Source organism: Cupriavidus sp. IK-TO18, assembly GCF_015549295.1.
Classification (GTDB): domain Bacteria; phylum Pseudomonadota; class Gammaproteobacteria; order Burkholderiales; family Burkholderiaceae; genus Cupriavidus; species Cupriavidus oxalaticus_A.
Genome location: NZ_JADGMP010000052.1, coordinates 19,313 through 34,271, shown reverse-complemented (window position 1 = coordinate 34,271; position 14,959 = coordinate 19,313). Strand labels below are relative to the sequence as shown.

At 64.8% G+C, this 14,959-nt stretch carries 16 protein-coding genes; 14 read left to right on the top strand and 2 right to left on the bottom strand.

Features of this window, described 5'->3' with window-relative positions:
* Window positions 1–82: 82 nt before the first annotated feature.
* The 14 genes from rpoE (at window position 83) to nagZ (ending at window position 12,843) form a co-directional block, all read left to right on the top strand.
* On the top strand, window positions 83–682 hold the full coding sequence (rpoE, locus tag IPF36_RS32450) for an RNA polymerase sigma factor RpoE (protein WP_012353313.1): 600 nt from the start codon (window positions 83–85) through the stop codon (window positions 680–682).
* Window positions 683–816: 134 nt separating this feature from the next.
* Complete coding sequence (locus tag IPF36_RS32445; RefSeq protein ID WP_195432107.1) at window positions 817–1,440, top strand: sigma-E factor negative regulatory protein; 624 nt, start codon at window positions 817–819, stop codon at window positions 1,438–1,440.
* A gap of 8 nt (window positions 1,441–1,448) precedes the next feature.
* Entirely contained in the window at window positions 1,449–2,528 is a 1,080-nt protein-coding gene (locus IPF36_RS32440; protein ID WP_133095533.1) for a MucB/RseB C-terminal domain-containing protein, read from the top strand.
* A gap of 130 nt (window positions 2,529–2,658) precedes the next feature.
* Window positions 2,659–4,149, top strand: coding sequence for a DegQ family serine endoprotease (locus IPF36_RS32435; RefSeq protein ID WP_133095534.1), 1,491 nt, complete (start codon window positions 2,659–2,661; stop codon window positions 4,147–4,149).
* A 19-nt stretch (window positions 4,150–4,168) separates the two neighbouring features.
* Complete coding sequence (locus IPF36_RS32430; RefSeq protein ID WP_133095535.1) at window positions 4,169–4,453, top strand: glutaredoxin family protein; 285 nt, start codon at window positions 4,169–4,171, stop codon at window positions 4,451–4,453.
* A 210-nt stretch (window positions 4,454–4,663) separates the two neighbouring features.
* Window positions 4,664–6,457, top strand: coding sequence for a translation elongation factor 4 (gene lepA, locus IPF36_RS32425; protein ID WP_135705564.1), 1,794 nt, complete (start codon window positions 4,664–4,666; stop codon window positions 6,455–6,457).
* A gap of 89 nt (window positions 6,458–6,546) precedes the next feature.
* Window positions 6,547–7,446, top strand: a complete 900-nt coding sequence (lepB, locus tag IPF36_RS32420) for a signal peptidase I (RefSeq protein WP_195432106.1) — start codon at window positions 6,547–6,549, stop codon at window positions 7,444–7,446.
* Between the two features lie 50 nt (window positions 7,447–7,496).
* Window positions 7,497–7,910 carry a DUF4845 domain-containing protein gene (locus IPF36_RS32415; protein ID WP_135705563.1) on the top strand — a complete coding sequence of 138 codons (414 nt, stop codon included), beginning with the start codon at window positions 7,497–7,499 and terminating at the stop codon, window positions 7,908–7,910.
* Between the two features lies 1 nt (window position 7,911).
* The gene (gene rnc, locus IPF36_RS32410) at window positions 7,912–8,682 is read left to right on the top strand and encodes a ribonuclease III (RefSeq protein ID WP_133095538.1); all 771 of its coding nucleotides are present in this window, start codon (window positions 7,912–7,914) and stop codon (window positions 8,680–8,682) included.
* Window positions 8,679–9,614 carry a GTPase Era gene (gene era / locus IPF36_RS32405; RefSeq protein WP_133095539.1) on the top strand — a complete coding sequence of 312 codons (936 nt, stop codon included), beginning with the start codon at window positions 8,679–8,681 and terminating at the stop codon, window positions 9,612–9,614. Before rnc ends, era begins: the two co-directional genes overlap by 4 nt.
* Window positions 9,615–9,643: 29 nt before the next feature.
* Window positions 9,644–10,543: a DNA repair protein RecO gene (recO, locus tag IPF36_RS32400; RefSeq protein WP_133095540.1), complete on the top strand. Its 900-nt coding sequence runs from the start codon at window positions 9,644–9,646 to the stop codon at window positions 10,541–10,543.
* Between the two features lie 34 nt (window positions 10,544–10,577).
* Window positions 10,578–11,360, top strand: a complete 783-nt coding sequence (gene pdxJ / locus IPF36_RS32395) for a pyridoxine 5'-phosphate synthase (protein ID WP_195432105.1) — start codon at window positions 10,578–10,580, stop codon at window positions 11,358–11,360.
* Window positions 11,357–11,779, top strand: coding sequence for a holo-ACP synthase (acpS, locus tag IPF36_RS32390; RefSeq protein WP_133095542.1), 423 nt, complete (start codon window positions 11,357–11,359; stop codon window positions 11,777–11,779). Before pdxJ ends, acpS begins: the two co-directional genes overlap by 4 nt.
* 14 nt (window positions 11,780–11,793) lie before the next feature.
* Window positions 11,794–12,843, top strand: coding sequence for a beta-N-acetylhexosaminidase (gene nagZ, locus IPF36_RS32385; RefSeq protein ID WP_135705560.1), 1,050 nt, complete (start codon window positions 11,794–11,796; stop codon window positions 12,841–12,843).
* 88 nt (window positions 12,844–12,931) lie between these two features.
* Here the strand turns inward: nagZ and efp are convergent, their stop codons facing one another.
* Entirely contained in the window at window positions 12,932–13,492 is a 561-nt protein-coding gene (gene efp, locus IPF36_RS32380; RefSeq protein WP_133095544.1) for an elongation factor P, read from the bottom strand.
* A gap of 222 nt (window positions 13,493–13,714) precedes the next feature.
* Window positions 13,715–14,884, bottom strand: a complete 1,170-nt coding sequence (earP, locus tag IPF36_RS32375) for an elongation factor P maturation arginine rhamnosyltransferase EarP (RefSeq protein WP_195432103.1) — start codon at window positions 14,882–14,884, stop codon at window positions 13,715–13,717.
* Window positions 14,885–14,959: the final 75 nt, after the last annotated feature.

The window sequence follows — 14,959 nt, the reverse complement described above, 5'->3', positions numbered from 1 at the left end:
CGGGGCGGGCGGAGAATCGTAGGTAAAATACAACGTTTGTCGTGACGACCAAACCAAGAGATACACTGCAGGTGAGCCATACGTGAGCGAACGCGAAGCCGATCAGCTCCTAGTTGAACGCGTCCAGCAGGGCGACAAGCGGGCCTTTGAACTTCTGGTGACCAAATACCATCGGAAGATCATTCGCCTGATCTCGCGCCTGGTGAGGGACCCCGCCGAAGTCGAGGATGTGGCGCAGGATGCCTTTATCAAGGCATATCGCGCCTTGCCCCAGTTTCGCGGGGAGTCCGCCTTCTACACGTGGCTGTACCGGATCGCCGTCAATACGGCCAAGAACTACCTGGCTACCCAGGGCCGCCGCCCGGAAGCGTCGAGCGACATCGATGCGGAAGAGGCTGAAACTTTTGCGGACGGTGAGCAACTAAGGGATATCAATACGCCGGAGTCGATGCTCCATACGCGCCAGGTTGCCGAGACGGTGAACCGCGCGATGGAAGCACTGCCGGAGGAATTGCGGACCGCCATTACGCTGCGCGAGATCGAGGGCCTCAGCTATGAGGAAATCGCGGAGGCGATGGGATGTCCGATCGGCACGGTGCGCTCGCGGATCTTCCGTGCGCGCGAGGCGATTGCCGAAAGATTGCGTCCGCTGCTGGGAACGGCAGAGGGCAAGCGGTGGTAGTGGTTCCGGTGGTGGTAGTAGTTCGGTAGCAAAGAACGATGTCGTGCGGCCAGCGTTGCAGCCTATTCCTGCATCGATAAGCGACAGCAGTAGACGGGATTATCGGTGTTCAATGGAATGTCTTGGGGTGGGAAATGGGTCAGGCTCATAAGCAGTCGGTTCATGTAGTGGAAGCAGCGGAGCAGATCTCCGTTCTGATGGATGGCGAACTCGCGCCGCACGAAGTCGATGCCGTGCTTGATCTCGCGAAAGGCGATGCCGGCATGGTGGACTGGAGCACATACCAGTTGATCGGCGATGCGCTACGCTCGGAAGACCTGACGCATGCTGGCTCCACCGCCGATTTCCTCTCTCGCTTCTCCGCGCGCCTGGAGGCCGAGCCGCATGTGCTGGTGCCGGCCGTGGCGCAAGGCAGCGCCCGCCACCGCCTGCTGTTCAGGCCGTCGTGGGTGCGCCGCGCCTTGCCGGGTACCGCGATCGCGGCCGCCGTCGCAGCGGTCAGCTGGGTGGTGGTGCCGCAGATGCGCGGACCCACCGGCCTGGCCACGCCCCAAGCCGTGGTGGCGCGCGCGGAACCGTCCGCAGCCGCGCCGGCCGCCGGCATCGTCACCGTGGCCGAAACCCAGATGATTCGCGACCCGCGACTCGACGAATACCTGCGTGCCCATCGCACGTCGGTGGCAACGGATGCATTCGTGCCGACCATGCGCACGGTTGCCAACGGCGCCAGCTTCTCTCAGGAAAATACGCAGGAATAATGCCGGACATGCATAAAGGACGGTCGTCCGCCTATGTAGCGGGCGCACAGAGAATTGGGGCCCTGCGTAGGTCCCTTTTTCTGGCCTTGTGTCTGACTGCTGCAGCGGCAACCGCGCAGCCGTCGGACAGTACGCTGAACCGACGCGACGCCACCGCCTGGCTCAACAAGATCCACAAAGCCGCGCAACGCGAGAACTATGTCGGCACGCTGATCTACCAGCGCGGCAGCGTCATGCATGCGTCGCGCATCCAGCATTACAGCGACCTGGTCAACAACGAGTACGAGCGCCTGGAAACGCTGGACGGCAAGCCGCGCGAGGTGCTGCGCCAGAATGACGTGGTGCACAGCCTGATTCCGGAAGCCAAGCTCGTGGTGGTGGAGAAGCAGGAAGCCAAGGACCGCTTCCCGGCGCTGCTTGCCACCAACAAGAACGATGTGCTCGAGCTCTACGACATGCGCAGGATGCCCGCGGAGCGGGTGGCCGGCATGGATTGCGAGGTGTTCGCGCTGGAGCCGCACGATGCCGCTCGCTATGCGGTGCGCCTGTGGGCCGAAAAGAATTCCGGCTTGCTGATGCGTGCGCAGACCGTTGGCGATGGCGGCAAGGTGCTGGAGCAGGTGGCGTTCTCGCAAGTCCAGATCGGGGTGCCGTCTGAAAAGCAGCGCATCCTTGCTGCCATCAAGAGTGCCAGCAACTGGAACCACTACGAGGTGAATTACCAGCCGACCAACATTGCAGACGAAGGCTGGACGATCGCCGTGCCGCTGAAGGGTTTCCAGAAAATCCGCGAGGTGCGGCGGCCGCTGGGCGAGCTGCGGGCCTCGGCGCCCGGCAACAGCCGCGGCCAGGTCTTCGAAGTCCTGCAGGTGGTCTACAGTGACGGGCTGACCGGCCTGTCGGTGTTCATCGAGCCGGTTTCCGAGCAGCGCGTGCGCCGCGAAGGCGTGGCCGCGCTCGGCGCAACCCAGGTCGTGGTGCGCCGCATTGCCGATTACTGGATTACCGTCGTCGGCGAAGTGCCGGCGAGCACCGTACGCCAGTTTGCGACGGCCGTAGAGTACCGGCAGCCCAAGGCGGTACACTGAGCCTGACGCGGGTGCAGCCGGCGCCTCGGAATGCCCATTCCGGGTGCTGGCCCATGAATCCTGCGCATGGGGTCCCAGCCACGGGATCGTATCGGTTTTTTCTTCTTTCGCTGAATCCCGGGAGTTGTCGATGACTTTCAGATCTCCAGCCCTGGCGCGTGCCGTGGTCATGGCTGCCATGTTGGTGCTCGGCCCGACCGTGGCCGAAGTCAGCCACGCCCAGGCTGCCGCCAACAGCTACAACCTGCCTGATTTCACCGACCTGGTGGAAAAGGCCAGCCCCGCGGTGGTCAATATCCGCACCACCGAGCGCGTGCGCCAACGCGGCGGCGCCCCCGGTGACGATGAAATGGCCGAGTTCTTCCGGCGCTTCTTTGGCGTGCCCATGCCGGGCGCGCCGGCCCCGGGCACGCCGCCTCGCCGCGGGCAGCCGCAGCCGCCGCAGCAGGAAGAGCAGAGCCGCGGCGTAGGCTCGGGCTTCATCATCAGCGCCGATGGTTATGTGATGACCAACGCGCATGTGGTGGCGGACGCCGAGACCATTTACGTGACGCTGCCGGACAAGCGCGAGTTCAAGGCCAAGCTGATCGGCTCGGACAAGCGTACCGACGTGGCGCTGCTGAAGGTCGATGCCAACAACCTGCCGCGCCTGCCGCTGGGCGACTCGGAGAAAGTCCGCGCCGGCGAGTGGGTGCTGGCCATCGGCTCGCCGTTCGGGCTGGATAACAGCGTGACTGCCGGCATCGTTTCGGCCAAGGGGCGCGATACCGGCGACTATGTGCCGTTTATCCAGACCGACGTGGCGGTCAACCCCGGCAACTCGGGCGGCCCGCTGATTAACCTGCGCGGCGAAGTGATCGGCATCAACTCGCAGATCTACAGCCGCAGCGGCGGCTACATGGGCATTTCCTTCGCGATCCCGATCGACGAGGCGATGCGCGTGTCGGAGCAGCTCAAGACCGCTGGCCGCGTGACCCGCGGCCGGATCGCGGTGGCGATCGGCGACGTCACCAAGGAAGTGGCCGATTCGCTGGGACTGGGCCGTGCGCGCGGCGCACTGGTCGGCAGCGTCGAGCCGGGCGGCCCCGCCGAGAAGGCCGGCATCGAGGCCGGCGACATCATCCTGAAGTTCAACGGCCGCGATATCGAGCGCGCTTCGGACCTGCCGCGCATGGTCGGCGATACCAAGCCGGGCGCGCGCGTGCCGCTGCAGTTGTGGCGCAAGGGCGCGACCCGGGAGGTCACCATCACTGTCGCCGAGCTGGAGCCGGACGGCAAGGCGCGCGCCAGCCGCAGCGCGGCGCCCAAGGAAGACAGCGCGCAGACCAGCAAGCCGAACGCGCTGGGGCTGGTGGTCACCGACCTGCCCGACACGCGCCTGAAGGAGCTCAAGCTCAAGTCGGGCGTCGAGGTAGAGCTGGCCGACGGTCCTGCGCTGCGCGCCGGCATTCGTCCGGGCGACATCATCCTGCGCCTGGGCGACACCGACGTGACCAACGCGCGTCAGTTCAACGAGCTGGTGCGCGGGCTGGACAAGAGCCGGATCGCTGCGGTGTTCGTGCGGCGCGGCGACGCCACCCAGGTGTTGACGCTGCGCCCGGGTGCCACCGCCAACCGCTGATCGGCTACCCGTCGATGGCATGCCCGTTCTGACGATCTACGGCCGGGCATACTGCCATCTGTGCGACGACATGAAGGTCGCGCTGGAGTCGCTCCGGCGCGATTTTTCTTTCGTGCTGCATGAGGTGGATGTCGACAGCGACGCCGGCCTGGAAGACCGCTTCGGCGAACTGGTCCCGGTCTTGATGCCAGGGCCACCGGAGGCGCTCGACAGCGGTGCCGCGCAGCTTTGTCACTATTTCCTCGATGATGGCGCGGTGCGGGTGTGGCTTGCGGCACACGGCGGCGCCCGCGCCAGCCGCTGACTGCGCCTGGCACGCTTACAGCGTGGCCATTTCGCGACCCGGAAGCCTTTGAAAATCCGGTAAAATTGCGGATTGGCGCAAAAATTGCGCCCCTGACCTTTGCGGCACGCCCGCGCACGCCTGCCGGCGCGCGGCGCCGGGCCATTTTCGAACTGCGACGAACCGTTGTTGCCGCCCGGGCCCTATTGCCGGCGCTCCCCTGAACACTAGATGGACCATATCCGTAATTTCTCGATCATTGCCCACATCGACCATGGGAAGTCCACCCTGGCCGACCGGATCATTCAGCTCTGTGGAGGGCTGTCGGATCGGGAGATGGAAGCGCAGGTCCTCGACTCGATGGATATCGAGAAAGAGCGCGGCATCACCATCAAGGCCCAGACCGCCGCGCTGTCTTACAAGGCGCGTGACGGCAAGGTCTACAACCTGAACCTGATTGATACCCCGGGGCACGTCGACTTCAGCTATGAAGTCAGCCGCTCGCTGTCCGCCTGCGAAGGCGCGCTGCTGGTGGTCGACGCCTCGCAGGGCGTCGAGGCGCAGACCGTGGCCAACTGCTACACCGCGATCGAGCTGGGCGTGGAAGTGGTGCCCGTGCTGAACAAGATCGACCTGCCGCAGGCCGACCCCGAGAACGCGATCCAGGAGATCGAGGACGTCATCGGCATCGACGCGCAGGATGCCACGCCGTGCTCGGCCAAGACAGGCCAGGGCGTGCAGGACGTGATCGAAGCCCTGATCGCCAAGGTGCCGCCGCCCAAGGGCGATACTGACGCACCGCTGCAGGCGCTGATCATCGATTCCTGGTTCGACAACTATGTCGGCGTGGTAATGCTGGTGCGCGTGGTCAACGGCACGCTGCGCACCAAGGACAAGGTCCTGCTGATGGCCACCGGCGCGCAGCACCTGGTCGAGCAGGTGGGCGTGTTCACGCCCAAGTCGATCCAGCGCGATTCGCTGACTGCAGGCCAGGTGGGCTTTGTCATCGCCGGCATCAAGGAACTGAAGGCCGCCAAGGTGGGCGACACCATCACCACGGTGCAGCGCAAGGCCGAGGCGCCGCTGCCGGGTTTCAAGGAAGTCAAGCCGCAGGTGTTTGCCGGCCTGTATCCGGTTGAAGCCAACCAGTATGAAGCGCTGCGCGAGTCCCTGGAAAAGCTCCGGCTGAATGACGCCTCGCTGATGTTCGAGCCGGAAGTGTCGCAGGCACTGGGCTTCGGCTTCCGCTGCGGCTTCCTGGGCCTGCTGCACATGGAAATCGTGCAGGAACGCCTGGAGCGCGAGTTCGACATGGACCTGATCACGACCGCGCCGACGGTGGTGTACCAGGTCGAGATGCGCGACGGCACCATGATCACGGTTGAAAATCCGGCGAAGATGCCGGACCCGAGCAAGATCGAGGCGATCCTGGAACCGATCGTCACGGTCAACCTGTACATGCCGCAGGAATATGTCGGCTCGGTGATCACGCTGTGCACGCAGAAGCGCGGCACGCAGATCAACATGAGCTACCACGGCAAGCAGGTGCAGCTGACCTACGAAATCCCGATGGCGGAAATCGTGATGGACTTTTTCGACCGCCTGAAGTCGGTTTCGCGCGGCTATGCGTCGATGGACTACGAGTTCAAGGAATATCGCCCGTCGGATGTGGTCAAGGTCGATATCCTGATCAACAGCGACAAGGTCGATGCGCTGTCGGTGATCGTGCACCGCTCCAACTCGCAATACCGCGGCCGCGAAGTAGCAGCCAAGATGCGCGAGATCATTCCGCGCCAGATGTACGACGTGGCGATCCAGGCGGCGATCGGCTCGAATATCATCGCGCGCGAGAACGTCAAGGCGCTGCGCAAGAACGTGCTGGCCAAGTGCTACGGCGGCGATATCAGCCGCAAGAAGAAGCTGCTGGAAAAGCAGAAGGCCGGCAAGAAGCGCATGAAGCAGGTGGGTACGGTCGAGATCCCGCAGGAGGCCTTCCTGGCCATCCTGCAGGTGGACGACAAGTAAGGCACCGGCAGCACGATGCCACGCGCAGCGGTTCGCCGTGCGCGTAACAGAACAGGCTGTACCAGGATTTCCAAGAACCAGAAGCCGTCATGAATTTTGCACTGATCCTTTTTGTGCTGGTGGTGATTACGGGTGTTGCGTGGGTCGCGGACAAGCTCGTGTTCGAGCGGCAGCGCCGCGCCTCGGCGCGGCTGGCGCTGGCCGAATTCGATTCCCGCCAGGCGGCGCTGCAAGGCGGCTTTGGCGCGACCGATGCCGACGCCACGCGCAAGCGCCTGGCCGAAGAAAAGCTGCGCCAGCCGTGGTGGCTGGAATACTCGGCCAGCTTCTTCCCGGTGATCCTGGCGGTGTTCGTGCTGCGCTCGTTCGTGGTCGAGCCGTTCAAGATCCCGTCGGGCTCGATGATCCCGACGCTGCTGATCGGCGACTTCATCCTGGTCAACAAGTATGAATACGGCATCCGCCTGCCGGTGGTGAACAAGAAAATCATGGACATGCGCGAGCCCCAGCGCGGCGACGTGATGGTGTTCCGCTACCCGAAGGACCAGTCGCTCGATTACATCAAGCGCGTCATCGGCGTGCCGGGCGACACGGTGCAGTATTTCAACAAGCGGCTGACCATCAATGGCAAGCCGGCCGAATACACGGTGCTGCCGGATTTCCTGGACGAAGAGCGCCTGGCGTATTCCAAGCATTTCCGCGAAAAACTGCCCGGCAGCGTCGACCATGGCATCCTTAACGATGCCGACCGGCCGGCGTTCGTGGCGGGCGCCGACCCGGATTTCCCTTACCGGGAAAACTGCACTTACAATCAGCAGGGTGTGACGTGCAAGGTACCTGCAGGTCGCTATTTCGTGATGGGCGACAACCGGGACAACAGCCTCGACTCCCGCTACTGGGGATTCGTGCCGGACGAGAATATCGTCGGCAAGGCTTTTGTCATCTGGATGAACCTGGGCAATTTCGGACGCGTGGGCTCCTTTAAATAAGCCAATCCGCGCGGCGCAAGAACACTCAACACAACAGAGGGCAAGCGCAAATGGGTCAGACCGGGAAGGTTAAGGGGAAAGAACAAGGCCGGAAGTACGGGCAGGCCGGGCCACGGCGCCGCGGGCAGGGCGGTTTTTCCGTCTGGACGCTGCTGGTGGTCGTGGTCTTCGTGATTGGCGTGGCCTTGCCGGCCGTACGCTCGATCCCGAGCCTGGTGGAGTATTTTTCAGTCAAGCGCGCCGCCAGCTTCGCGAAGCAGCGCGCAGTCAACAAACGTGAAGTCGTCGAGTATTTCGACAAACAGGCAGCCATCGACCGGATTGCCGCAGTCAAGGGCGAAGACCTGCTGGTCCGCGAGGACGATAACGGCAACATCCGCTCGGTCGATTTTTCGTACCGGACCGAAGTGCCCGTCTACGGACCCCTGAGTCTTCTGATCACCTATTCGGGAACGCAGCACTGATATGAACCTCGACGCCTTGCAGCAACGACTCGGCTACCGATTCAGCAAGCCAGAATTGCTGCAGCAGGCGCTGACGCACCGCAGCCACAGCGCCCAGCACAACGAACGCCTCGAGTTTCTGGGCGATTCGGTGCTCAACTGCGCGGTGGCGGACATGCTCTATGGCATGTTCGGCAAGCTCGACGAAGGCGACCTGTCGCGCGTGCGGGCCAACCTGGTCAAGCAGCAGGCCCTGTATGAGATCGCCCAGATGCTGCAGCTGTCCGAGACGCTGCGCCTGGGCGAGGGCGAGTTGAAGAGCGGCGGTTTCCGCCGTCCGTCGATTCTCGCCGACGCGCTCGAAGCCATTGTTGGCGCGGTCTTCCTCGATACCGGCTTCGAGGCCGCGCGCGCGCTGATCCGCAAGCTCTATATCCCGATCCTGGAGCAGGTGGACCCGCGTACGCTCGGCAAGGACGCCAAGACCCTGCTGCAGGAATACCTGCAGGGCCACAAGATCGCGCTGCCGCAATATAACGTAATCGCCACCCACGGGGCCGCGCACAGCCAGCAGTTTGAAGTCGAGTGCACGGTGCCTAAACTGGAAGTCCGGGTGTTCGGCACCGGTGCCTCGCGGCGCGCCGCCGAGCAGGCCGCCGCCAAGCTGGCGCTGGACGAAGTCCAGAAGCTGGTACCGCAGCTGCTCAAGCGCAGCCGCGCCGAGCGCACCGGCAAGACCCGCAAGCAACCCCAGCCGCAGGACCCGCAGCTGTCTCTCAGGTTGAAGGAATGACCGAATCTAACCATCCGCAGCAAGACGCGGCGGATACCCCGGCCGCGGCGTTCCGCTGCGGCACCGTGGCCATCGTCGGCCGCCCCAACGTGGGCAAGTCCACGCTGATGAACGCGCTGGTCGGCCAGAAGATCAGCATCACCTCGCGCAAGGCGCAGACCACGCGGCACCGCATCGTCGGCATCCAGACCACGGATGACGCGCAGTATGTGTTCGTCGATACGCCCGGATTCCAGACCCGCCACGCCAGCGCGCTGAACCGTTCGCTGAACCGCGCGGTCACGTCGACGCTGTCGTCGGTGGACCTGATCCTGTTCGTGGTCGAGGCCGGCTATTACGGCGCCGACGACGAGAAGGTGCTGTCGCTGCTGCCGAAGAACACGCCGGTGCTGCTGGTGACCAACAAGCTCGACCGCATCGGCGAGAACCGCTCGGAAGTGATGATGCCCTTCCTGGAAAAGATGGGGCAGCTGTTCCCGTTCCGCGAAGTGGTGCCGATGTCGGCCAAGACCCGCGACCATATCGCGCGGCTGTTCGACATCATCCGGCCCTACCTGCCGGAAGGCGAGCCGATGTATGACGCCGATGCGATGACCGATCGCAGCGAGCGCTTCCTCGCCTCGGAAATCATCCGCGAGAAGGTGTTCCGCTGGACCGGCGACGAGCTGCCGTACACCAGCACCGTGGTCATCGACAAGTTCGAGACCGAGGGCCGGCTGCGACGCGTCTTTGCCACGATCCTGGTCGAGCGCGACGCGCACAAGGCCATGATCATCGGCAACAAGGGCAGCAAGCTCAAGCAGATCTCCACCGAGGCGCGCCTCGACATGGAGAAGTTGTTCGACGGCAAGGTCTACCTTGAAATGTGGATCAAGGTGAAGAGCGGCTGGGCCGACAACGAAGCCGGACTGCGGGCCTACGGCTACGAGTGAGCGCACTGCGAGCGAAAGGCGAGCGACCCTTGAGCAAGACGGCTGACATCGCGCGCGCGCCGGCGCCCCGCGCCCGCCGCGCCGACCCGGTGGTGGACGAGGCGGCCGAACTGCTCGACAGCAAGGCGCTGCCCGGCATGGCTGGTGTTGGCGATGTGGCGGCGGCACGCGCCATGATGGACCGCGCCATGCGCATCGTGCCGGCACGGCCCGAATCGCGCGTCGCCGACCAGCCGGGCTTTGTGCTGCATGCCTGGCCGTATCGCGAGACCAGCCTGATCCTCGATGTCTTCACGCGCGACCATGGCCGCATCTCGATGGTGGCCAAGGGCGCCAAGCGCCCGCATTCGGCGTTGCGCGCGGTGCTGCAGCATTTCCATCCGGTGTCGGTGTCGTGGAGCGGCCGCGGCGAGGTAAAGACGCTGACCAAGGCCGAATGGGTCGGCGGCATGCCGCCGCTGGCTGGCGATGCGCTGCTGTCCGCGTTCTATCTCAACGAACTGGTGATGCGCTTCTGCCCGCGCGAAGATGCGTACCCCGTGCTGTTCCGCCATTACCTGGCCACGCTCACGCGGCTGGCGCACGGCGAGCCCGCCGGGCTGGTGCTGCGCAGCTTCGAGCGTGTGCTGCTGCAGGACACCGGCTTCGCCGTGGCCTTCGACCAGTGCCTGAGCACCGGCGAGCGCGTGCAGCCGGGGCTCGACTATGTCTACCAGCCCGAGCGCGGCGTGCGCCGCGCCCAGCCGAGCGACCCTTCGTCCTGGCCGGTGGTGTCGGGCCAGACGCTGCTCGACATGGCGCAGGACGATTACAGCCGCGCGCAGACCGCGGCGCAAAGCCGGGCGCTGATGCGCTTCCTGCTGCATTATTATCTGCAAGGCGAACCGCTGAAAACGCGCCAGATACTGATCGACCTGCAGTATCTGTGACCGAATCATTCCAATCCGAATCTCTCCTGCTCGCATGATCTTCCACGCAAATCCGGGCGTCATCGACCTTGGCGTCAATATCGACCACGTCGCCACGCTGCGCAACGCGCGCGGCACCGTGTATCCCGACCCCATCCAGGCTGCGCTGCAGGCTGAGGAAGCCGGCGCGGACCTGATCACGCTGCACCTGCGCGAAGACCGTCGCCATATCCGCGACGCCGACGTGCGCGCGCTGCGCCCACAACTGGCCACGCGCATGAACCTCGAATGCGCGATCACGCAGGAGATGCTCGATATCGCCTGCGAGATCCGCCCGCAGGACGTGTGCCTGGTGCCCGAGCGCCGCGAAGAAGTGACCACCGAAGGCGGCCTCGACGTGGCCGGGCGCTTCGAGCAGGTCAAGGCCGCCTGCGCGCAGCTGGCCGGCGCCGGCATCCGTGTGTCGCTGTTCATCGATGCCGATCCCGACCAGATCGCCGCCGCGGCCGCGTGTGGCGCGCCGGTGATCGAGCTGCATACCGGCTCTTATGCCGATGCGCATGCGCCCGACCAGCAGGCGGCGGAATTCCGCCGCATCGCCGAGGGTGTCGACGCAGGCCTGAAGCATGGGCTGGTGGTCAACGCCGGACACGGCCTGCACTACACCAATGTCCAGCCCATCGCGGCGCTGCCCGGCATCAAGGAGCTGAACATCGGCCATGCCATCGTCGCGCATGCGGTGTTCGCCGGCTGGCAGAACGCGGTGCGCGAGATGAAGGCCATCATGGTGGCCGCGCGTCTCGGCACGCGTTATCCCGTAGCAGGCACGCCGGCGTGATCTACGGCGTCGGCACCGACATCATCCAGATCGCCCGCGTGCAGGGCGTGATGGAACGCACCCACGGCCGCTTCGCGGAGAAGGTGCTCGGACCCAACGAGCTGGCCAAGTACCACGCGCGCAAGGCGCGTTCCGAGAAGCGCGGGCTCGCCTTCCTGTCCACGCGTTTTGCCGCCAAGGAAGCCTTTTCCAAGGCCATCGGCCTGGGCATGCGCTGGCCGATGACGTGGCGCGCGATGGAACTGATGAACCTCCCTTCGGGCGAGCCTGCGCCGGTATGCCACGGCGAACTGGCGGCATGGCTTGCGGAACGCGGTCTCACCGTGCGGGTCAGTGTCAGTGACGAACATGACTATGCGGTCGCCTTCGCCATTGCCGAGCGCACCGGCGGGGCGGCTCCTCAAACCAAAGCCTTGTGAATCCAACCACTTCCATGTCCAAGAAGAACTCCGGCAAGCGGCCGGGCCCGGTGGTCCTCGACGTCGTCGGCAAGCAGCTCGATACCGACGATGCGCGCCGCATCGCGCATCCGCTGACCGGCGGCGTGATCCTATTCGCGCGCAATTTCGAATCGCGCGCGCAGCTGCAGGCGCTGACGCGCGCGATCCGCGCGGTGCGCGACGACGTGCTGATCTGCATCGACCATGAAGGCGGCCGTGTGCAGCGTTGCAAGACCGACGGCTTTACCCACCTGCCGGCGATGCATCGGCTGGGCGAGCTGTGGGACCGCGATGTGCTGGCGGCCACGCGCGCCGCGGTGGCATGCGGCTATGTGCTGGCGGCCGAGCTGCGCGCCTGCGACATCGATTTCAGCTTCACGCCGGTGCTGGACCTCGACTACGGGCGCAGTGCCGTGATCGGCGACCGCGCCTTTCATGCCGACCCGCGCGTGGTGACGATGCTGTCCGGCCACCTCAACCACGGCCTGCTGCTGGCCGGCATGAGCAACTGCGGCAAGCACTTTCCCGGCCACGGCTATGTCGAAGCCGACTCGCACGTGGCGATCCCGGTCGACGAACGTACGCTGGACGAGATCCTCGAACAGGACGCGCGTCCGTATGAATGGCTGGGCCTGGGCCTGTCGTCGGTGATGCCGGCGCACGTGATCTATCCCAAGGTCGACCCGAATCCGGCCGGCTTCTCGCGCTACTGGCTGCAGGACGTGCTGCGCGCGCAACTGGGCTTCGAAGGCGTGATTTTCAGTGACGACCTCAGCATGGAGGGCGCCAGCGTGGCCGGCAACGTGACCGAGGCCGCGCGCGCCGCGCTGGCGGCAGGCTGCGACATGGTGCTGATCTGCAACCACCCGGATCGCGCCGACCAGTTGCTGACCGAACTCGACACAGGCATCGACAAGGCCTCGCAGCGCCGCGTCCGCAAGCTGTTCCCGCGCCGCAAGCCGATGGACTGGAACAAGCTGCAGGGCGAAGGCGAATACCGCGCTGCGCTGCGCACGCTGCGCGAGTACGAGCTGATCGCCTGATCCGCGGGCGTACAAAAACAGAAAAGGCAGCCGAGGCTGCCTTTTTCCTTGCCGGTCCCGCTGTGGGAGCCGGGACCTTGCGCGCGCCTTAGTTGGCGCGGCTGCGGTATTCGCCGGTACGGGTGTCGATTTCGATCTTGTCGCCGATGTTGCAGAACAGCGGGACTTGCAGTTCGAAACCGGTGTTGATCTTGGCGCCCTTGAGCACCTTGCCCGACGAGGTGTCGCCCTTGACGGCCGGCTCGGTGTAGACGATTTCGCGGACCAGCGTGGTCGGCATTTCGACCGAGATGGCCTTGTCGTTGTAGAACACGACTTCGACGTTCATGCCGTCTTCGAGGTAGTTCAGCGAGTCACCCATGCTGTCCTGCTCGACTTCGTACTGGTTGTAGTCGGCGTCCATGAACACGTACATCGGGTCGGCGAAGTACGAGTAGGTGCACTCGCGGCGCTCCAGCACCACGACTTCGAACTTGTCGTCGGCCTTGAACACCGACTCGCCCGGGGCGTCGGTCAGCAGGTTCTTGTACTTCATCTTGACCACGGCTGCGTTGCGGCCCGACTTGTTGTACTCGGCCTTCTGCACGACCATCGGATCGCCGCCGATCATGAACACGTTACCGACGCGGAGTTCCTGTGCGATTTTCATCTGAACTGTTTTCCTGAATAAGAAAGTAGGAATCTGGAATGGCGAAGGCGCGCTGCCGGCATTACCGCTGCGGTCGGGCAAATGCTCCACCGAAAGCCGCCGAAGCCGGTATCCACGCGCTCGCGACCCCGTGCTCAGCTTGCATTCAGGTCTTCAGCCCCCGCGTTCGACGCATGGGAGAGGACCCGGTTCTCCGGCCCGGTCGCCATTTGAATCAACCGGTTATTTTACCTGATTTTCGCAAAACGCCACCAGGTTGGCGGCAAGATCTCCGGGATGCTGCAAGCGCCGCTCCCAGCGCGGCGCGGTTGCGGCAAGTGCCTCCAGATGCGCTCGCAGGCGTGGCCAGTCGACGGGAACGCCATAGCCGTTCCACGCGTGCCAGAAATCGGTTAATGCAGCGGCGGCGTCGGGTGCCACCCCGCTTTGGCGGAACAGGTCGAGCCAGGCATCGAGCTTGACCTCGTGTGCCGCATCGTCCTGCGGGTAGATATGCCAGACCAGTGGCCGCGCTGCCCACTGCGCGCGGACGAAAGAGTCCTCGCCCCGCACGAAGTTCAGGTCGCAGGCCCACAGCAGTTCGTCGAAGTGCTCCTGGCGTACGAATGGGATCAGCTGCACGCACAGCCTGCCACGTTCCACCGGGTCGCCGATCCGCAGCGGCGCGCCCAGCCATTCGGCGACCTGGTCCGCAGCCAGGCCGGCGGGCACCAGGCAATGGACCGTCTCGGCGCCTTCGCGCCATTGCTCCAGCAGCGCGGGCAGGGCCGGGTTGCGGTAGGCAAACAGGCTCACCCGCAGCGCGTCGGGCCGGGGCGTCACGCTCAGCCGATGCCACAAGGCAGCCTGGGCGGCTGTTCCGCCAAGGAAGGCGGCGCGCTGAGCGCCCAGCATCGATTCCCGCAACAGGCCGCCGGTGCCGGGCTCGAAGCCGGGGAAGAAGAAGTGCTTTACCAGCGGCAGCCGCGGATGGGGCGAGGGCATCGCATGATGCTCCCGCACCCACTGTTCGGCGCTCATGTATTCCAGGTTGATCCAGGCGGGCTTGGGGTCGCGCGCGGCCATGCGGGCCAGGAAGGCTTGCGGCACTTCGCAGGCGAAGGCTTCGATGACGGCATCGTGTGGCGCCACCCCGGCGGTGTCATCCACGTCGCTATCATCACCCGGGCCTGCCGGCCGCCACGGACGAATTTCCACGCCCGCCAGGCGCTGCACGGTGGCGCCGGTATCGAGTTCAGGCGCCAGCCGCGCGAAGCTCGCCAGGTCATCGACCCATAGCCGCACTGCGTGCCCGTGCTCCTGCGCGAGCTGGCGGGCCAGCCGCCAGCAGACGCCGATGTCGCCGAAATTGTCGATCACGGTGCAGAAGATGTCCCAGGAGCGGATAGGCATGGCGGGTAAAGGCGCGCGCGGGACGCGCGCTGAATTGCTCTAAACTTGCGATTTTAGAGGCCGCGTCACTTTGTT

Coding starts and splice junctions, on each gene's coding strand:
- nagZ (WP_135705560.1), top strand. CDS start 11,794: ATGTCCAAGAAGAACTCCGGCAAGCGGCCGGGCCCGGTGGTCCTCGAC.
- IPF36_RS32440 (WP_133095533.1), top strand. CDS start 1,449: ATGCATAAAGGACGGTCGTCCGCCTATGTAGCGGGCGCACAGAGAATT.
- IPF36_RS32445 (WP_195432107.1), top strand. CDS start 817: ATGGGTCAGGCTCATAAGCAGTCGGTTCATGTAGTGGAAGCAGCGGAG.
- lepB (WP_195432106.1), top strand. CDS start 6,547: ATGAATTTTGCACTGATCCTTTTTGTGCTGGTGGTGATTACGGGTGTT.
- efp (WP_133095544.1), bottom strand. CDS start 13,492: ATGAAAATCGCACAGGAACTCCGCGTCGGTAACGTGTTCATGATCGGC.
- IPF36_RS32430 (WP_133095535.1), top strand. CDS start 4,169: ATGCCCGTTCTGACGATCTACGGCCGGGCATACTGCCATCTGTGCGAC.
- earP (WP_195432103.1), bottom strand. CDS start 14,884: ATGCCTATCCGCTCCTGGGACATCTTCTGCACCGTGATCGACAATTTC.
- IPF36_RS32415 (WP_135705563.1), top strand. CDS start 7,497: ATGGGTCAGACCGGGAAGGTTAAGGGGAAAGAACAAGGCCGGAAGTAC.
- pdxJ (WP_195432105.1), top strand. CDS start 10,578: ATGATCTTCCACGCAAATCCGGGCGTCATCGACCTTGGCGTCAATATC.
- IPF36_RS32435 (WP_133095534.1), top strand. CDS start 2,659: ATGACTTTCAGATCTCCAGCCCTGGCGCGTGCCGTGGTCATGGCTGCC.
- rnc (WP_133095538.1), top strand. CDS start 7,912: ATGAACCTCGACGCCTTGCAGCAACGACTCGGCTACCGATTCAGCAAG.
- lepA (WP_135705564.1), top strand. CDS start 4,664: ATGGACCATATCCGTAATTTCTCGATCATTGCCCACATCGACCATGGG.
- era (WP_133095539.1), top strand. CDS start 8,679: ATGACCGAATCTAACCATCCGCAGCAAGACGCGGCGGATACCCCGGCC.